This window comes from Nonomuraea diastatica (assembly GCF_004349015.1).
In the GTDB taxonomy this organism is placed as follows: Bacteria; Actinomycetota; Actinomycetes; order Streptosporangiales; family Streptosporangiaceae; genus Nonomuraea; species Nonomuraea diastatica.
Genome location: NZ_SMKP01000076.1, coordinates 16,043 through 29,440, shown reverse-complemented (window position 1 = coordinate 29,440; position 13,398 = coordinate 16,043). Strand labels below are relative to the sequence as shown.

16 protein-coding genes and 1 tRNA gene are annotated in these 13,398 nt (G+C 69.0%); all 17 read left to right on the top strand.

Annotated features, from left to right (window positions below):
* Window positions 1-22: 22 nt before the first annotated feature.
* The 17 genes from E1294_RS25590 to E1294_RS25510 all read left to right on the top strand — a co-directional run bounded on the left by E1294_RS25590 (window position 23) and on the right by E1294_RS25510 (window position 13,231).
* Window positions 23-691, top strand: a complete 669-nt coding sequence (locus E1294_RS25590; protein ID WP_132512337.1) for a hypothetical protein — start codon at window positions 23-25, stop codon at window positions 689-691.
* A 3-nt stretch (window positions 692-694) separates the two neighbouring features.
* Complete coding sequence (locus tag E1294_RS25585; RefSeq protein ID WP_132512335.1) at window positions 695-1,624, top strand: nucleoside triphosphate pyrophosphohydrolase; 930 nt, start codon at window positions 695-697, stop codon at window positions 1,622-1,624.
* A 57-nt stretch (window positions 1,625-1,681) separates the two neighbouring features.
* On the top strand, window positions 1,682-2,959 hold the full coding sequence (gene eno / locus E1294_RS25580; RefSeq protein WP_132512333.1) for a phosphopyruvate hydratase: 1,278 nt from the start codon (window positions 1,682-1,684) through the stop codon (window positions 2,957-2,959).
* A 93-nt stretch (window positions 2,960-3,052) separates the two neighbouring features.
* Window positions 3,053-3,469, top strand: a complete 417-nt coding sequence (locus E1294_RS25575; RefSeq protein ID WP_132512331.1) for an FtsB family cell division protein — start codon at window positions 3,053-3,055, stop codon at window positions 3,467-3,469.
* The gene (locus E1294_RS25570) at window positions 3,459-3,947 is read left to right on the top strand and encodes a DUF501 domain-containing protein (RefSeq protein WP_246083270.1); all 489 of its coding nucleotides are present in this window, start codon (window positions 3,459-3,461) and stop codon (window positions 3,945-3,947) included. Before E1294_RS25575 ends, E1294_RS25570 begins: the two co-directional genes overlap by 11 nt.
* Complete coding sequence (locus E1294_RS25565; RefSeq protein ID WP_132512327.1) at window positions 3,938-4,885, top strand: Ppx/GppA phosphatase family protein; 948 nt, start codon at window positions 3,938-3,940, stop codon at window positions 4,883-4,885. The genes E1294_RS25570 and E1294_RS25565 overlap by 10 nt, the downstream gene beginning before the upstream one ends.
* A 174-nt stretch (window positions 4,886-5,059) precedes the next feature.
* Window positions 5,060-6,256 carry a hypothetical protein gene (locus E1294_RS25560; protein ID WP_132512325.1) on the top strand — a complete coding sequence of 399 codons (1,197 nt, stop codon included), beginning with the start codon at window positions 5,060-5,062 and terminating at the stop codon, window positions 6,254-6,256.
* 88 nt (window positions 6,257-6,344) lie between these two features.
* Window positions 6,345-6,671, top strand: coding sequence for a PadR family transcriptional regulator (locus E1294_RS25555; protein WP_132512323.1), 327 nt, complete (start codon window positions 6,345-6,347; stop codon window positions 6,669-6,671).
* The gene (locus E1294_RS25550; RefSeq protein ID WP_132512321.1) at window positions 6,668-7,573 is read left to right on the top strand and encodes a hypothetical protein; all 906 of its coding nucleotides are present in this window, start codon (window positions 6,668-6,670) and stop codon (window positions 7,571-7,573) included. Before E1294_RS25555 ends, E1294_RS25550 begins: the two co-directional genes overlap by 4 nt.
* A gap of 18 nt (window positions 7,574-7,591) precedes the next feature.
* Window positions 7,592-8,386 carry a uracil-DNA glycosylase gene (locus E1294_RS25545; protein WP_132512319.1) on the top strand — a complete coding sequence of 265 codons (795 nt, stop codon included), beginning with the start codon at window positions 7,592-7,594 and terminating at the stop codon, window positions 8,384-8,386.
* Between the two features lie 95 nt (window positions 8,387-8,481).
* The gene (locus E1294_RS25540; RefSeq protein ID WP_132512317.1) at window positions 8,482-9,798 is read left to right on the top strand and encodes an NAD(P)/FAD-dependent oxidoreductase; all 1,317 of its coding nucleotides are present in this window, start codon (window positions 8,482-8,484) and stop codon (window positions 9,796-9,798) included.
* Between the two features lie 79 nt (window positions 9,799-9,877).
* Window positions 9,878-10,390 (top strand): glycine cleavage system transcriptional repressor, encoded by a 513-nt coding sequence (locus E1294_RS25535; protein ID WP_132512315.1) that lies wholly within the window; start codon window positions 9,878-9,880, stop codon window positions 10,388-10,390.
* Window positions 10,387-10,914 (top strand): peptide deformylase, encoded by a 528-nt coding sequence (locus E1294_RS25530; protein WP_220447932.1) that lies wholly within the window; start codon window positions 10,387-10,389, stop codon window positions 10,912-10,914. Before E1294_RS25535 ends, E1294_RS25530 begins: the two co-directional genes overlap by 4 nt.
* A 49-nt stretch (window positions 10,915-10,963) precedes the next feature.
* Window positions 10,964-11,036: transfer RNA gene (locus tag E1294_RS25525), tRNA-Leu, on the top strand.
* Between the two features lie 541 nt (window positions 11,037-11,577).
* A complete protein-coding gene (locus tag E1294_RS25520) occupies window positions 11,578-12,369 on the top strand; it encodes a Bax inhibitor-1/YccA family protein (protein ID WP_132512313.1) in 792 nt (263 codons plus the stop codon).
* A gap of 167 nt (window positions 12,370-12,536) precedes the next feature.
* Window positions 12,537-12,770 (top strand): DUF4287 domain-containing protein, encoded by a 234-nt coding sequence (locus E1294_RS25515; protein ID WP_132512311.1) that lies wholly within the window; start codon window positions 12,537-12,539, stop codon window positions 12,768-12,770.
* Between the two features lie 53 nt (window positions 12,771-12,823).
* Entirely contained in the window at window positions 12,824-13,231 is a 408-nt protein-coding gene (locus E1294_RS25510) for a PPOX class F420-dependent oxidoreductase (RefSeq protein WP_132512309.1), read from the top strand.
* Window positions 13,232-13,398 lie beyond the last annotated feature (167 nt).

Sequence of the window (13,398 nt, the reverse complement as noted above, 5' to 3'; positions counted from 1 at the left end):
TTACGGTCGGAAAGGGACGTACGTGAAGTCGATACGAGTGGCTGCGGCCGCCGCGGCGGCGGGCATCGCGCTGACCGCCTGCTCCTCGCCCATGCAGGCCGGCGCCGCCGCCGTGGTGGGCAACGAGCGCATCTCCGCGAGCCGGCTGAATGAGGAGACGCGGGCCTACTCCGCCGCCTTGCGGAACGCCAAGCTGCCTCCGGAACTCGAGGCCGCACTCGCCGGCAGGAGCCTGGAAGAGGCGCTGGAGCAGGAGCAGGGCACACCGGCCAGCCAGCGCGTGTTGCGGCGCATGGCCGAGGTCAGCGCGACCAAGCAGCTCCTAGAGCGTTACAACGTGCAGGTGAGCCCGTCGGAGATCGAAGGCGTGCTCAAGGACCCCGGCCAATATCCGTCCGCCGAGCTCAACCTGTTGCTCGGCAGCGCCGCCATCGCGCCCCAGAACGCGCGCGACTACGGCCTGGCGGTGGCCGGCCTGGCGAAGCTGCGCCAGCAGTTCGGCAGCGGCCAGAGCGGGGCGGATCGGCTCAACCAGGAGCTGAACGCGGTGAAGGTCGTCTACAGCCCCCGTTACGGCACGCTCAACCCCCAGCGCTCGCAGCAGAACCCGGCGATGTTCGTCGACAACGGCAGGTTCGGCAAGGTCGCCGAGCAGCAGCAGCAGCCGCCGCCGCAGCAGCAGCAGGGCTAGCCCGTGCCGCTGATCGTCGTCACCACCTCGCCCAGGGTCCCGCCGGGCCTGCTGAGCCACCAGGCCTGGCAGGCGTTGCGCTCGGGTCCGGTGCTGACCGGCTCCGCCGCGCATCCCCAGCTCCCCTACCTGGCCGAAGCCGGCATCGAGGTCGAGGTCGTCGAGCCCGGCGCGCGGGAGCTGGCCGTCAGGGCGGTCGCCGAGACGGTCGTGTGGCTGGCCGAGGACGACGAGGCCTTCATGCGGGCGGTGGGCAACGCGGCCATCGAGCTCGACGAGCCGCCGCTGATCGAGGTGGTGCCGGGGTCCTACGACCTGCCGGGGGCGCGGGTGCTCGACCTGGTCGCGGTGATGGACCGGCTGCGCACCGAGTGCCCGTGGGATCGTAAGCAGACGCACGAGTCGCTGGTGCCGTACCTCCTCGAAGAGGCCTACGAGGTGCTGGAGACGATCGAGCAGGGCGACTACCCCGCGCTCCGCGAGGAGCTCGGTGACCTGCTGCTGCAGGTGGTCTTCCACGCGCGGGTGGCCGAAGGCTTCGACATGGACGACGTCGCCGAGGGCATCGTCGGCAAGCTCGTACGCCGCCACCCCCACGTGTTCGGCTCGGTGCGGGCGGAGAGCGCCGACGAGGTGAACGACAACTGGGAGACGATCAAGGCGGCGGAGCGGGCGGCCAAGGGCAGCGAGTCGGCGCTCGACGGCGTGCCCATGGGCCAGCCGGCGCTGTCGCTCGCCGCCCAGCTCCTGCGCAGGGCCGAGCGCGCGGGGGCGCCCGGGGCGCTGTCGGCGGCCGTCGGCCAGGGAGTGGCCAGGGAGCTGTTCGACCTCGTGCGCAGGACGGTGGAGGCCGGGCTCGACGCCGAGGCCGAGCTGCGGGCCGCCGCCCGCACCTACCGAGACCGGGTACGCACGTGGGAGTCGTCCCGCTGAGCGGGCGTACCGATAGGCTCTGATGGCATATTGCCTTTCGATTTAGGAGCGCATCCCGTGGCTACCATCGAGGTCGTATACGCCCGCGAGATCCTCGACTCCCGGGGCAACCCGACGGTCGAGGTCGAGGTCGTGCTCGACGACGCCAGCAGTGGCCGTGCGGCCGTGCCGAGCGGGGCGTCCACCGGCCAGTTCGAGGCGGTCGAGCTGCGTGACGGCGGCAAACGTTACGGCGGCAAGGGCGTCGAGAAGGCCGTGCTCGCCGTGACCGACGAGATCTTCGAGGAGATCAACGGGGTCGAGGCCGAGGACCAGCGCATCATCGACCAGATCATGATCGACCTGGACCGCACTCCCAACAAGGCCAAGCTGGGCGCCAACGCCGTCCTGGGCGTCTCGCTGGCCGTCGCCAAGGCCGCCGCCGACAGCGCCGACCTGCCGCTCTTCCGCTACGTCGGCGGCCCCAACGCCCATGTGCTGCCCGTCCCGATGATGAACATCCTCAACGGCGGAGCCCACGCCGACACCAACGTCGACATCCAGGAGTTCATGATCGCGCCGATCGGTGCCGAGACGTTCCGCGAGGCGGTGCGCGTGGGCACCGAGGTCTACCACGCGCTCAAGGGCGTGCTCAAGGAGAAGGGCTACGCCACGGGGCTGGGCGACGAGGGCGGCTTCGCACCCAACCTGCCGTCCAACCGCGACGCGCTCGACCTGATCCTGGTCGCGATCGAGCGGGCCGGCTACGTGCCGGGCGAGGACGTCGCGCTGGCGCTCGACGTGGCCGCCTCCGAGTTCCACAAGGACGGCGTCTACACGATCGACGGCAAGGGCCTGTCGGCGCAGGAGCTCATCGAGTTCTACGCCGACCTGGTGGCCGGCTACCCGCTCGTCTCGATCGAGGACCCGCTCGACGAGGAGGACTGGGCGGGCTGGAAGGCCATCACCGAGGCGCTCGGCGACAAGGTGCAGATCGTCGGCGACGACCTGTTCGTCACCAACCCGGAGCGGCTGGAGCGCGGCATCAAGGAGGGCACGGCCAACGCCCTGCTGGTCAAGGTCAACCAGATCGGCACGCTGTCGGAGACGCTCGACGCGGTCGACCTGGCCCACCGCAGCGGCTACCGGTGCATGATGAGCCACCGTTCCGGCGAGACCGAGGACACGACGATCGCCGACCTCGCGGTGGCGGTCAACTGCGGTCAGATCAAGACCGGCGCCCCTGCCCGTTCCGACCGGGTCGCGAAATACAACCAGCTGCTGCGCATCGAGGAGCTTCTGGACGACGCCGCCCGTTACGCGGGTCGCGCGGCTTTCCCGCGTTTCCGGCGCTAGTTTCGAGCGAGGAACACCGAAGCCCGGGGTGGCGGCTCCGCACGGCGACCGAGCCGCCTCCCGAGGTGAGGCGACGAGCAGGGGGTGCAGCACATGGCGAAGAGACCGCAGCTGACCGGGCGGGCCGCCATCCTGGCCGTCGTGGTGTGCGCGATCGCGATGAGCCTGGCCTACCCCGTCCGCGAATACATCAGCCTGCGCCGCAGCATCTCGGAGCTGCGCGAGGAGAAGGCCAGGGTCGAGGCGGAGAAGCAGGCCCTGCTGGCCCGTGACCAGCAGAGCAACGATCCCAACTGGATCAAGAAGACTGCCAAGGAACGGCTGCACTACTGCGGCCCGGGCGAGAAGTGCTACGTCGTGATGGCGCCCGACCGGGGCAAGGAGCAGACGCAAGTGAAGCAGCCCGCGGCGGTGCCGCCGTGGTATCAAACGCTCTGGGAGTCCGTCGAGGCCACCGACAAGGGCACCGGGCGCCGGGCGGTCACCGGGAAGGAGAGTGTTGGACGGTAAAGACGCCGAGGTCGTACGCCGGCAGCTCGGGCGGCCGCCCAGAGGGCTGCGTGAGGTGGCGCACCGCTGCCCGTGCGGCAACCCCGACGTGGTGGAGACCGCGCCGCGGCTACCCGACGGCTCGCCGTTCCCAACTCTCTACTACCTGACCTGCCCGAAGGCGGCCTCGGCCATCGGCACACTGGAAGGCTCCGGCCTGATGCGCGAGATGCAGGCGAGGCTGGCCACCGAGCCCGAGCTGGCGGAGGCCTACCAGGCCGCGCACGACGACTACGTCGCCAGGCGTGACCAGGCCGCGCGTGAGCAGGGTCTGGATCCGTTGCCGCGCGACATGCAGAGCACGGGCGGCATGCCGCGGCGGGTCAAGTGCCTGCACGCGCTCGTCGCTCACGAGCTGGCGGTGCCCGGCGTCAACCCGATCGGCAGGGAGGCGCTCGACGCCCTCCCCGAATGGTGGAGTGACGGACCATGCGTGTAGCCGCCGTCGACTGCGGCACCAATTCCGTACGCCTGCTCATCGCCGACGCCGGCGACGACGTGCTGGACGACGTCGAGCGGCGGATGGAGATCGTCCGCCTGGGGCAGGGGGTCGACCGCACCGGCAGGCTGGCCCCCGACGCGCTGGAGCGTACGTTCAAGGCGATGCGCGCCTACCGCGAGCTGATCGACAGGCACGGCGCGACCGCGACCCGTGTGGTGGCCACGAGCGCCACCAGAGACGCGGCCAACCGGCAGGAGTTCGTGGTCGGCGTGCGCGAGATCTTCGGGGTGGAGCCGGAGGTCGTGACGGGCGACGAGGAGGCCGAGCTGTCGTTCACGGGCGCGACCAGGGGCCTGGTCAGGTTGTCGCCCGAGACCGAGGTGCCGCAGGGGCCGCTGCCCCCCTACCTGGTGGTGGACATCGGCGGCGGGTCCACGGAGTTCGTGGTCGGCTCCGAGCACGCCGAGGCGGCGCTGTCGGTGGACATCGGCTGCGTGCGCCTCACCGAGCGGCACCTGCGTGATGCCGGTGACCCGCCGGCGGCGCCCGCTCTGGAGGCCGTGGTGGCCGACATCGAGGCGGCGCTCGACCGGGTCGAGGCGGCGGTGCCGGTGCGCCGGGCGCATACGCTCGTGGGCCTGGCGGGCTCGGTGACGACGGTGGCGGGCATGGCGCTCGATCTGCCCGCCTACGACCCGTCCCGCATCCACCATTCGCGGATCTCCGCCGAGCAGGTGCACGACGTGACGCGGCGGTTGCTCGCCATGACGCATGGTGATCGTGCCGCTGTTCCGGTCATGCATCCGGGGCGCGTGGATGTCATTGGCGCGGGAGCGCTTATTCTCGACCGGATCGTACGCCGTTTCGCATTTTCGCAGGTCGTTGTTAGTGAGCATGACATCCTTGACGGTATTGCGTGGTCTATCGCCGCATAGCTGAAGAAATCCGGACATTTCCGGTCTATGCATCGAGTTGAGGGCGCGATCAGTATTGTGCTTGAGTAAAGGTGCATACGGGGGCTTTGCCATATCGCTGTGCACGGAAGGTGCCGGCGTGGCGACCGTTCCCGAGCGCGCCTCTTCCCTCAAGGAATGGAGCACTCTCACATGATGTCTGTTGGGTTAGCACGTAAGGCGGCGGCGATCGGTGCGTCGGCCGCGGTGCTGGCCGCCTTGGCCGCGGGCCTGGCCTCCAGCCCCGCGCAGGCGGCGACCACGGCCACGGCCGCCGCTGCCAAGGCGAAGGCGGGTTCCAAGGTCACGGTTGCGCGGCCGAAGGCCTCCACCCGCAACTACGAAGGTTCCTGCCCGGTCAAGATCACCTTCTCGGCCCGGGTCAAGGTGCCTGTCAAGGGCAAGACGAAGCTGGCCTACCGCTGGCTGCACGGCGACGGGTCCAAGGGCAAGGTCAAGACGATCACGCTCAAGGGCAAGGGCACCAAGACGGTCACCGTCAAGCAGTCCATCACCTTCAAGGACGACATCAAGAAGGGCTGGGAGGCCGTCCAGGTCCTCGGCCCGAAGAAGGTCACCTCGAAGAAGGGCTACTTCTCCGTCTCCTGTGAGAAGGAGGAGAAGCTGAAGGAGGTGCGTACGCACCTCGACCGGTCGGTGTCGGCGCGTGCCTGGGTCAACCCCAGCAGGTACGTCGGCTCCTGCACTCCCGGTGACAGGATCGGCGTCGCCGGCGTCATCAAGACCGACCGCCCGACGTGGGTGCGTTACCGCTGGGTCCTCAACGGTGACGTCGTCGACTACGGCAAGGTCAAGGTCTACGACGCGCGCAAGGTCGGCTTCAGCTTCGCTCCGCGTCACAGCCAGCGTGGCTGGGCGCAGCTGCAGGTGCTCCGTCCGGACGCCACCTACTCCAACCGCGCCTACTACAAGGTCTGGTGCAAGGACAAGGCTCCGGCGCCCGTGCCTGACTCCCACGCCAAGGTGAGCGCGTCCAGCTCGGCGTCGACCACGAACGCGTGCTCGCTGAGCGCCTCCGGCACCATCCGCTCGACCGGCGCCGCCCGGGTGAAGTGGAGCTGGACGCTCAACGGTGCGACCGTGTCCAGTGGTGTGGCCACGTTCGGCCGTCACGGCGGCTCCGAGAGTGTCTCGTTCGCCGCGGACAAGCTGACGGGCCGGCACGCGAAGGGTGGCAACGTGACGCTGTCGGTCACGGGCCCGAACAACAGCGACTCCTCCACGAGTGGCTACGCGCCCTGCACGTCGGAGTTCCCGGCCTCCAAGGCGGTGCCGACCGCTTCGCCGTCACCGGTGCCTTCGGTCCCGGTCGCGGAGAACCCGTCCAAGTGAGCGACTGAACGAAGAACCGGGTGGTGCCTCCTGGCGCCACCCGGTTTCTTGTTGCCGCTATTACGCTTTGCACAGTAGTGTTCATGGCGTGGATAGCAGCCAGCTGCTCAAAGGCGTGCTCGACCTGGCCGTGCTGGCCGTGCTCAAGGAGCGCGACGGCTACGGCTACGACATCGTGCGCAGGCTCAGGGAGGCGGGTCTCCACGAGGTGGGCGACGCCTCGGTCTACGGGACACTGCGCCGCCTGTTCAAGGCCGGTGCGCTGACCTCATATGTGATGGCGTCCGACGAGGGCCCGCACCGTAAGTACTACGGGCTCAATGAGGTCGGCCTGAGCATGTACGCCGCCTCGGCGAAGACCTGGTCCTCCTTCTCGGAGACCATGGCATCCCTGCTCAAGGAGGGCCAAGAATGACTCCAGAAGAATACGCGCAGGCCGTACGCGATGCTCTGGCCGATCATCCGGAGCGGGAGGAGCTGCTCGACGATCTCGACGACCATCTGGCCGAGATCGCGGCGGAGTCCGGTATGCCGCTGGAAGACCGGCTGGGGCCGCCCGCCGCCTACGCCGACGAACTGGCCGCGGCCTACGGAGAGCGCCCTGAGCGCCAGCCTAGGCGCCGTCGCGGCCCGTGGGAGCAGGCGCTGAGGGCGCATGCCTTCCTTATGGGATATACGCCCTACAGGAGCCTTGTGGGCTTCCTGCCGGAGCTGCGGCCGGGATGGTGGGTGCTGCGCGGCTACGTGCTGGCCATGGTCCTGGTGTCGATGGCCGGCGACGGCAGGCTCGCTCCGGCGACCGCCGCCAACTGGGCCGTGGTCGTGGCCTGCGTCCTCGCCTCTGTGTGGTTCGGCAGGAGGCGCAGGGGCAGGCTTGTCGTGCTGCTCGCGGTGGCCGCCAACACGGTGGCGGGGCTGGTGTTGTTCGGCACGATGGTCGCGCAGTCGCCGTCGCCCGACCCCAGGTCGGTCTACATGGCCGAGCCCACGTGGGTGCGCAACGCGTCGTCGGACGGCGTCTACAACATCAAGCCGTACGCCAAGGACGGCACCCCGCTGACCGACGTCTACCTCTACGACCAGGACGGCAGCCCGCTCACCACCGACCCCGAGAGATACGGCTACACGGTCGACCGGTCGTGCGGCGAGCCGATACTCAACCGCTACCCGCTGCCGCTGACCAGACCGGACTTCTCCAGCACGGGCTCGCCGTCGCCGTCGCCCTCCTGCGCCGATCCGGCGCCGAGCGCCACCCCGTCGTCCGCCGATCAAGAATCGACGCCCAGGGCGACGCCGAGTCCCGAGGCGACGGGCTGATCGGGCACCATCGGTGTCATGAGCTTCGTACCTCCCGGCACCGGATGGCCCGGCGACCCGGCGACCCCTGACACTCCCGTCGCGCTCGACGCCGCGGACGTGCGCCGCCTGGCCGCCACCAGCGACACCCTCGCGGAGCTCACGGCCAGGCAGTCCGTCTGCCGGGCCTGCCCCCGCCTGGTGGAGTGGCGCGAGGAGGTCGCCAGGGTGCGTCGGCGCGCGTTCGCGGACGAGACGTACTGGGGCCGTCCCGTCCCCGGCTGGGGTGACGAGCATCCGAGGATCCTGATCGTGGGGCTCGCGCCGGCCGCCCACGGCGGCAACAGGACCGGCCGGATCTTCACCGGCGACCGCAGCGGCGACTGGTTGTTCGCCGCGTTGCACCGCACCGGCCTGGCCACGCAGGAGACGAGCACGCACGCGGGCGACGGGCAGCGGCTCATCGGCGCGCGGGTGGTGGCGCCGGTGCGCTGCGCCCCGCCGGCGAACAAGCCGACGCCGGAGGAGAAGAGCGCGTGTTTCCCGTGGATGGCGCGGGAGCTGGCGCTGGTCGCGCAGGACGTGCGGGTGGTGGTGGCGCTCGGCGGCTACGCCTGGCAGGCGGTGTGGCCCGCGCTGAAGGACACGGGCTATACGCTGCCGCGCAGCAGGCCGCCGTTCGGGCACGGGGCGGAGGTCGAGATCGCGTACGACGGCGCGCCCGTCACGCTGCTCGGCTGCTACCACCCGAGCCAGCAGAACACGTTCACCGGCCGCGTCACCGCCCAGATGCTGGACGATCTCTTCACCCGTGCCAGGTCACTGGCTGTGTGACGCGTCGCACCATGCCAGGAATGGCTTCATCGAACCCCCTTGGCGTAGGCTTGTGAATGCTTTCACAAGCACTCCACGAGGGATGTGGCCTCAGGATGAACCAGCACATTCTCATCGTCGGCGGAGGATACGTCGGCCTCTACACAGCGCTCAGGCTGCAGCGCAAACTCCACCGTGAGCTGCGCAGCGGTGAGGCGCGCATCACGATCATCGATCCCCAGTCCTACATGACCTACCAGCCGTTCCTCCCCGAGGCGGCGGCCGGCAACCTCTCCCCCCGGCACATGGTCGCGCCGCTGCGGCGCGTGCTGCCGAAGGTGCACATCCTCAACGGCACGGTCACCAAGGTGGACCACGCCGAGCGCACCGTCACCTTCCAGCCCGCCGAGGGCGAGCCGCGGCAGGTGGCCTACGACGTGATCGTCATGGCCGCCGGGTCGATCTCCCGCACGCTGCCCATCCCCGGGCTGACCGACATCGGCATCGGGTTCAAGACCGTGGGCGAGGCCATCGCGCTGCGCAACCGCGTGCTGCACCTGCTCGACGTGGCCGAGTCGGCCGACGACCCCGAGGTGCGGCGCAGGGCGCTCACCTTCGTCGTGGTCGGCGCGGGCTTCGCGGGCGTGGAGGCGCTGGCCGAGCTGGAGGACATGGCCAGGCACTCGACGCGCTACTACCGCAACATCAAGCCGTCGGACCTGCGCTGGTTGCTCGTCGAGGCCACCGGCCGGGTGCTGCCCGAAGTCGGCCCCGAGATGGGCAAGTGGACCCTGGAGCAGCTGCGCGAGCGCGGCATCGACGTCAGGCTCGAGACCCGTCTGGAGTCGTGCGAGGGCGGCCACGTGGTGCTCTCCGACGGCTCGGAGTTCGACGCCGAGACCCTCGTGTGGACGGCGGGCGTCAAGCCGAGCACGGTGGTCAACGACAGCGACCTGCCGCTCGACGAGCGCGGCCGGATCAAGGCCACGGCCATGCTGACCGTCGCGGGCACGGAAGGCGCCTTCGCGGCCGGCGACGCGGCCGGGGTCCCCGACGTGACCAACCCCGGTCAATACTGCGCGCCGAACGCCCAGCACGCCGTGCGCCAGGCCAAGGTGCTGGCCGACAACATCGTGCGGTATCTGCGTGGGCAGCAACTGGCGCAATATCGCCACAAGTATGTCGGATCGGTAGCGGGGCTGGGCCTGCACCAAGGCGTCGCGAACGTCTATGGCGTCAAGCTTCGCGGATTCCCTGCATGGTTCATGCACCGCACTTACCATCTGTCGCGGGTGCCGACGCTGAACCGCAAGGTCCGCGTCGTCGTCGACTGGACCCTGGCCCTGTTCTTCAAGCGGGAGACGATCTCGCTGGGTGAGATGGAGCACCCGCGAGAGGGCTTCAGGGCCGCGGTGGCGACGGCTCGCCGCTAGCCCGGGAACGGCAGCGCCCCGGTGAGCCTCGCCGGGGCGTGCGGCGCCCCTGGTCGCATGAGCGGAAGGGGAACCACGGGTGGGGCTCTCAGCGGTGACCGTGCTCGGAGTGGACCGGCCCGGCGTGATCGCCGCGGTCACCGGTTCGCTCGCCGACTGCGGGGCGAACATCCAGGACTCGACCATGACGCTCCTCGGCGGCCACGTGGCGATGATGCTGCTCGTGTCGGGCGAGGTGGACGCGGCCGAACTGAGCAAGCGCCTGTGCGCACCCGACCTCGTGGTGACCGCCTCGGCGATCGAGGCGCGCCGCCACTTCTGCGACGACGGCGGCGGCCTCGGCTACGTGCTGACCGTCCACGGTCCCGACAGGCCCGGCATCGTCTCCGCCATCAGCGCCGTGCTCGCGGCCGACGGCGGCAACATCACCGGCATGAGCACCCGGCTCACCGGGCGGCTCTACGTGCTGATCGCCGACGTCGAGCTGCCGAAGGAGGTGGACGTGGCGGCGCTCATGCGCAGGCTCGCCGCGGTCGGCGCCGGACTCGACTCCGAGATAACGTTTCGACCCGTCGAACCGGATCTGTTGTGACCCGGCCGGCGGACGGAATGCCCCGCGAGGTGATCGACGCCCCGCACCCGCTGCTGTCCACCGCCGCCGAGCCGGTGGACCCGACCGACCCCGGGGTCGTGGCCGCCGCCGCCGATCTGCTGGCCACCCTGCGCCACGAGCCCTCCACGACCGGCCTGGCAGCCCCCCAGATCGGCCTGAGCTGGCGGCTGATCGCCTTTGACGCCGGGCGCCACCCCAGGAGCCGGTCGTGCACCGGAGAGCTCGTCGTGGCCAATCCACGGCTCGCGACGGCCGCCCGCTGGGACCATCTGCGTGAGGGGTGTGTGTCCGTCCCCGGGCTCATCGCCGACGTACGTCGTGCGACGCGCATCACCGTACATGGGCATTTGCCAGGCACGGGCGATCCGGTCACCATCGAGGCGGATGCCGTGGAAGCCCGTTGCATTCAGCACCAACTGGACCATCTGGACGGTCTACTCTTCTTGGACAGAGTGGTGGGAGCACTATCACTTCACCGCAGTCATCACAGTTGTGACGCCTGATGCGAAGTTGTGCTCCTCGGAAGCATGGTCCGTTTCGTATGATTGCGGCGCCCCCGTAGCCCAATGGCAGAGGCAAACCCCTTAAAAGGGTTGACGTGCGGGTTCGAATCCCGCCGGGGGCACTGCCATCTTTCGCCGCCTTTAGGGCTCTGACCTGGAGGTTCACCGCGATCGTCGAACGGGCCCCTGCGGTTGTTTCCCGGTCGATATCGACTTGTTATGGATTTGTCGCGTTACCGGCGCTCCACCGCTGGTGGAGGCCCTGTCCTGGGGCAGGCGATCCCACCCGCGGACCCGGGTCCGCGTTTGCCTCCCTGGAAACTCTCCAAGCCGCCGCGGCCATATTGACAAACCGCCCGCCTTCTGCTTTCCAGGCCCGCCGGAGTTTCTTAGTGTGAATGGTTGACTACGGAATACAACCGGTCGCCCTTTTCTCCTTGAAAAAGGTCATCACGCACCGGAAGCGCTCCGTCACGGACCCCGCGGGAGAGCTCCCTCCGGCTGGGCCGGGATGATCTCGCGAGCTGGTGGCCAGCCTCGGGAACTCGGCGCCTGGCACGTTCGTTGTCAACGCTGCCGAAGTCCCGAACGAACATCGATCTGACGTGTCAGTTGACCAAGGTGCCGCCAGGCCCCGTAGGCTCGGCGTCACAGGAGGCAGCGATGGAGAGCAAGAACCCCGTATTTAGCAGGTCGCGGCAGCAGGCCGCGGGCTGGGGCGGTCCAACCCCGTCCCCCGACCAGTTGCAGAACATGTACGACGCCCCGTCGTACGCACCGCCGGCCAGGCCCGCACACCGGACCATGACCCTCGATGACGTCGTGGTGCGCGGGTTCCTCACGCTCGGGGTGCTCGTCCTGGCCGCTGCCGCGGCCTGGGTCCTCAACGTCCCACCCATGGTCGCCATCGGCGCGGCCGTCATCGCACTGATCATCGGCTTGATCGCCTCGTTCACGATGAGCACCAACCCGGCGCTCATCCTGGGCTACGCGGTGTTCGAGGGCATCTTCCTCGGCAAGATCAGCGCCGTGTTCGAGGGCGCCATCAGCGGCATCGTGCTCCAAGCGGTGCTGGGGACGGCATTCGCGTTCGGCGCGGTGCTGACCGTCTATTCGTTGCGCATCGTCCGCGTCACACCCAAGCTCGTGAAGTTCGGCATCGCCGCCGCCATCGCGGCCATCGGCCTGCTGCTCGTCAACCTGCTCGTCGGCCTGTTCAATGACGGCGGGCTCGGCCTGCGCACCGACAGCCCGATCGGCTGGGCCTTCAGCATCGTCATGATCTTGATCGGCTGCTTCTTCCTGCTCCTCGACTTCGACTCGATCGAGCAGGGCGTCAAGCAGGGCGCCCCGGAGAAGTTCGCCTGGCAGTGCGTGTTCGGGCTGACGCTCAGCCTGGTGTGGATCTACCTTGAGGTGCTGCGGTTCGTCAGCTACTTCTCCAGCAGCGACTGATCGTTCACCCCGTCGTCACCGAGAGGGCCCCGCCGTTCAGGCGGGGCCCTCTCTGTGTGCGACCGAAAATCTACCCGCCGTCACAAAATGATGCCTGACTTAGGGCTTGCCATTCGCACGATGGTGTTGCAGTGTCAACGAAAGGACCCTTATCCGCGGAGGTGCCCATGTCCTTGAACCACTCACCGGAGACGCAGACGAAGCTGATCGCAAGAGTCCCGTCCATAACGGGACGCGAACTCCCAGAGTGGTTCCAAGCCATCGACAACGGCCCGGCTTTCCTCAGGTGCGACGAACGGGCCAATTGGCTCGCGGACGAGCACGGGCTGACCCACGGCTACGCCGCCGCGATCGTACACGAGCACGAGCGGCACCGCCGTAACCGCATGGGCTTTGTCTAAGCCCTACCAACCCCGCGCCCGTGTTCTGAACACGGGCGCGCCATCATGAGGGGATGGACGTCGACAAGGCACTCGCCTTCCTCCGCACCCACCATCACGCCATCCTCCTCACCAGGCACCGAGACGGGCGTCCGCAGATGTCGCCGGTGCTGGCCGGGGTTCAGGACGGCCATGTCGTCATCAGCACCAGGGAGACGGCGACCAAGGTGCACAACGCCCGCCGCGATCCCAACGTCTCGTTGTGCGCCTTCACGGACCGCTTCTACGGCGAGTGGATCCAGGTGGGCGGCACGGCCGAGGTCATCTCGCTGCCCGAGGCCATGGACCACCTGATCGCCTATTACCGCGAAATCTCAGGCGAACACCCCGACTGGGATGACTATCGCGACGCCATGATCCGCGAACGCCGCGTCATCCTCCGCATCGCCCCCACCGACGCCGGCCCCGACCGTCACGGTTAGGCACGTTTAGGCATGGTTAGGCCTAGTTCGGCACAGTAAGGCCCAGTTCGGCACGGTCAGGCGGCGGCCCGAGGGGCCGGCCACGGCGACCGGGCGACGGAGGCTCGCGTCACGGCGGGCCACCGTCATCCGGTCAGCGGCCGTTTCCCTGGAGGCGCCCGGCCACG

Excerpts from the sequence above, each read along its gene's own strand:
- E1294_RS25575 (WP_132512331.1), top strand. The coding sequence starts at position 3,053 with ATGGCGAAGAGACCGCAGCTGACCGGGCGGGCCGCCATCCTGGCCGTC.
- E1294_RS25565 (WP_132512327.1), top strand. The coding sequence starts at position 3,938 with ATGCGTGTAGCCGCCGTCGACTGCGGCACCAATTCCGTACGCCTGCTC.
- E1294_RS25560 (WP_132512325.1), top strand. The coding sequence starts at position 5,060 with ATGTCTGTTGGGTTAGCACGTAAGGCGGCGGCGATCGGTGCGTCGGCC.
- E1294_RS25550 (WP_132512321.1), top strand. The coding sequence starts at position 6,668 with ATGACTCCAGAAGAATACGCGCAGGCCGTACGCGATGCTCTGGCCGAT.
- E1294_RS25545 (WP_132512319.1), top strand. The coding sequence starts at position 7,592 with ATGAGCTTCGTACCTCCCGGCACCGGATGGCCCGGCGACCCGGCGACC.
- E1294_RS25540 (WP_132512317.1), top strand. The coding sequence starts at position 8,482 with ATGAACCAGCACATTCTCATCGTCGGCGGAGGATACGTCGGCCTCTAC.
- E1294_RS25520 (WP_132512313.1), top strand. The coding sequence starts at position 11,578 with ATGGAGAGCAAGAACCCCGTATTTAGCAGGTCGCGGCAGCAGGCCGCG.
- E1294_RS25515 (WP_132512311.1), top strand. The coding sequence starts at position 12,537 with ATGTCCTTGAACCACTCACCGGAGACGCAGACGAAGCTGATCGCAAGA.
- E1294_RS25510 (WP_132512309.1), top strand. The coding sequence starts at position 12,824 with ATGGACGTCGACAAGGCACTCGCCTTCCTCCGCACCCACCATCACGCC.